Genomic DNA, 3,737 nt, shown 5'->3' on the forward strand with positions numbered 1-3,737 from the left:
GATCCGGTTCTTGAGATCCTTCAGGCTGGGCATGTCGGGCCTTTAGTGTCCTTCGTCCTCGGGAGCGCGATCAGGCGAACTTCGACGTGAAATCGTCGAGCGTCTTTTTCAGCTCTTCCTCGATCTCGCTGGTCAGATCTTTTTTCTCGCGGAGTTTGGCGAGGAGATCCTTCTTGGCGCCGCGCAGATGGGCCAGGAGGTCTTTCTCGAAGCGGACGACGTCCTTAACGGCGACCTTGTCGAGATAGCCGCGCGTACCGGCGTAAATGATCACGACCTGCTCTTCCATCAGCAGCGGCGAGTATTGCGGCTGTTTCAGGAGTTCCGTCAGACGGGCGCCGCGGTTCAGCAGGCGCTGGGTGGCGGCGTCGAGGTCGGAGCCGAATTTCGCGAAGGCGGCCATCTCGCGGTACTGGGCGAGTTCGCCTTTCATCGAGCCGGCAACCTTCTTCATCGCCTTGGTCTGGGCGGCGGAGCCGACGCGCGAGACCGACAGGCCGACGTTCACAGCCGGGCGGACACCCGAATTGAACAGGTCGGTTTCGAGGAAGATCTGGCCATCGGTGATCGAGATCACGTTGGTCGGGATATAAGCCGACACATCGTTGGCCTGGGTTTCGATGACCGGCAGAGCCGTCAGCGAACCATTGCCGTTCTCGTCGTTCAGCTTCGCGGCGCGCTCCAGGAGGCGCGAGTGGAGGTAGAACACGTCGCCCGGATAGGCTTCCCGGCCTGGCGGGCGGCGCAGCAGCAGCGACATCTGGCGATAGGCGACAGCCTGCTTGGAAAGGTCATCATAGATGATCAGAGCGTGCATGCCGTTGTCGCGGAACCATTCGCCCATCGCGCAGCCCGTGAACGGGGCAAGATATTGCAGCGGGGCGGGCTCGGACGCGGTGGCAGAGACGACGATCGTGTAGTCGAGCGCGCCGCGCTCTTCGAGCACCTTGACCACCTGGGCCACGGTCGAACGCTTCTGGCCGATGGCGACATAGACGCAGAACAGCTTGTCCTTGTCGGACTTGGCGGCGTCGTTGGTCGGCTTCTGGTTCAGGATCGTGTCGATACAGATGGCGGTCTTGCCGGTCTGGCGGTCGCCGATGATCAGCTCGCGCTGGCCGCGACCGACCGGGATCATGCCGTCAATCGCCTTGATGCCCGTCATCATCGGCTCATGCACCGATTTGCGCGGGATGATGCCGGGGGCCTTCACGTCCACGCGGGCGCGGGCGGCGACGTTCTGGAGAGGGCCCTTGCCGTCGATCGGCTCGCCGAGCGGATCGACCACGCGGCCGAGCAGGCCCATGCCGACAGGCGCCGCGACGATCTCGGAGGTGCGTTTGACGGTGTCACCTTCCTTGATGCCCCGGTCATCGCCGAAGATCACGACACCGACATTGTCGGCTTCGAGGTTCAGAGCCATGCCTTTGATGCCGCCGTCGAACTCGACGAGCTCGCCGGCCTGGACGCTGTCGAGGCCGTAGACGCGGGCAATGCCGTCACCGACGGACAGCACCTGGCCAACATCCGAGACTTCAGCTTCGACACCGAAATTCTCGATCTGAGACTTCAGGATGCCCGAAATTTCTGCTGGTGAAATATCCATCGAGCTTCTCATGCTCCCTTCATGGCGGTGTTCATGCGATCAAGTTTACGGGCAATGCTGGCGTCCACGAGCTTGGAGCCGAGACGCAGCTGGATGCCACCGATCAGCGAAGGATCTACCTCGCTGGTAAGTTCAACATCGCCGCCGACCAGCCTAGCCAACAGCGATTCGATCCGGGCCTTCTCGGCGCCGGTCATGTCTTTTGCGGTGCGCACGATAGCGCGCTGAACGCCGCGTTGTTTTGCATAGAGGCGGTCAAACGCGGCTTCGGCGCCGACAATCTCTTTCGACCGGCCGTTGGTGGCGATGGCGCCGAGAAATTTGGCGAACAGCGGCGTGTAGCCGGCTTTGTCGGCAATCGCGCCGAGGGCGGCGACTTTCACGTCGCGGGTAAAGGCGGGCGAATTGAGCAGCTTGCGCAGGTCCGCAGACTCGCGAACCAGCGCGGCGAACCCGCTGAAATCCTTATGGATTGCAGCCAGATCGCCCTTGTCCTGCGCCAGCTCGAAGAGCGCGCGGGCATAGCGCTGAGCCGTTTCGCTGGTCTGGATAACAGTCGAGGCTGGCAAGGTCTTGAGATCCGTCGCTTTTGGGGGGCCGGGATGGCCGCGTCATATGAGTTGAGGGGTGCCCGCGAAACGCGCACCCCCTCAAGGCTGTGCGGCGCTTATCACCAGAAAACTGCGCTGACAACAGGCCCGCCCCGCGCCCGTCATGCGGCAATATGGCCGCAGGGACGCCGCTTCCGCGCCTACAGAGGCTCATAGGAAAGAATAAGGGTCTATGTCGATCGACAGGCGGACGGGACCGGGCAGTTTCAGCCGGGCCGTCCAGGCATGCATATAAGCCGAAAGATCCACATTGCGCGGGCTCTTGACCAGGAAGCGCCGCCGGTGGCGCCCCCGGATCACGGACAATGGCGCTGGCGCAGGCCCGTATATCTCCACCCCCTCGGCATTCGGCGCAGCGGCCGCGATCTCCTGTGCAATTATATCGACCAGCTCCGCCGAGGGCGCCGACAGAATCAGCCCGGCGAGGCGCCCGAAGGGCGGCAGGCCGAGTTCCTCGCGCACTTCCCGCTCGATCTGCAGAAAACCGTCGCGGTCATTGGCGGCGAGCGCCTGCATGGCCGGATTGTCCGGCGCCCAGGTCTGCACCAGCGCCCGGCCTGGCCGCTCGGCCCGGCCTGCCCGGCCGGCCACCTGGCTGAGCAGCTGGTAGGTGCGCTCGCCTGCGCGCAGATCGCCGCCCTTGAGGCCGCTATCAGCGTCGACCACGCCGACCAGGGTCAGGTTCGGGAAATTGTGGCCCTTGGCGACGATCTGGGTGCCGATGAGGATGTCGATCTCGCCATTCTGCATCCGCTCCACGACGCTGCGGACGGCGTCACCGCCCTGGGTGGTGTCGGAGGAAAAGATTTCGATCCGCGCTTCCGGCACCAGCACTCGGACCTCCTCCGCCACCCGTTCCACGCCGGGGCCGACGCCCATCAGCGAATCAGCCGCGCCGCAATGCGGGCATTTGGCGGGTTTTGCGATGGAATAGCCGGTAACATGGCAGACGAGGCGGCCGGTATAGCGGTGCTCGGTCAGCCAGTTTTCGGTGCCGGGCGATTTCAGCCGTTCGCCGCAGGCCTTGCAGATGACGAGCGGGGCATAACCCCGCCGGTTCAGGAACAGCAGCGACTGTTCGCCCGCTGCCAGCGTGTCCTGAATGCCGCGCACCAGCCACGGCGACAGCCATTTGCCGGTTTCCGGCGATGATTTGCGCAGATCGACCAGCTCGACCTCCGGCAGGCGCGCCGTGCCCGGCCGGGCGGCGAGCTTGAGGCGGGTATAGCGCCCCGTCTCGGCATTCACCGCCGTCTCGAGCGCCGGGGTAGCCGAGGCGAGGACGACCTGGCCGCCCTCGAGCTTTGCCCGCATCACGGCGAGGTCACGCGCATGATAGGTGACGCCGTCTTCCTGCTTGAAACTGGTGTCGTGCTCCTCGTCCACGATGATCAGGCGGAGCTTCCTGTATGGCAGGAACAGCGCCGAGCGGGCCCCTATCACGATGCGTGCGCGGCCATGCACCACCTCGCGCCAGGTGCGGCGGCGTTCCTTGGGGTTGAGGCCGGAATGCCAGGGGG

The 3,737-nt window shown here is 64.5% G+C and carries 3 protein-coding genes; all 3 read right to left on the reverse strand.

Features of this window, described 5'->3' with window-relative positions; translation table 11 throughout:
• Positions 1 to 70: 70 nt before the first annotated feature.
• A complete protein-coding gene (gene atpA, locus ACK4SV_RS16150; RefSeq protein ID WP_409918869.1) occupies positions 71 to 1,606 on the reverse strand; it encodes a F0F1 ATP synthase subunit alpha in 1,536 nt (511 codons plus the stop codon).
• 8 nt (positions 1,607 to 1,614) lie between these two features.
• Positions 1,615 to 2,175, reverse strand: a complete 561-nt coding sequence (gene atpH, locus ACK4SV_RS16155; RefSeq protein ID WP_409918870.1) for an ATP synthase F1 subunit delta — start codon at positions 2,173 to 2,175, stop codon at positions 1,615 to 1,617.
• Between the two features lie 192 nt (positions 2,176 to 2,367).
• The coding region (priA, locus tag ACK4SV_RS16160) for a primosomal protein N' (RefSeq protein ID WP_409918871.1) at positions 2,368 to 3,737 on the reverse strand (1,370 nt) is incomplete at its 5' end.

It is taken from the genome of Hyphomonas sp. (genome assembly GCF_046313735.1).
Lineage (GTDB): Bacteria > Pseudomonadota > Alphaproteobacteria > Caulobacterales > Hyphomonadaceae > Hyphomonas.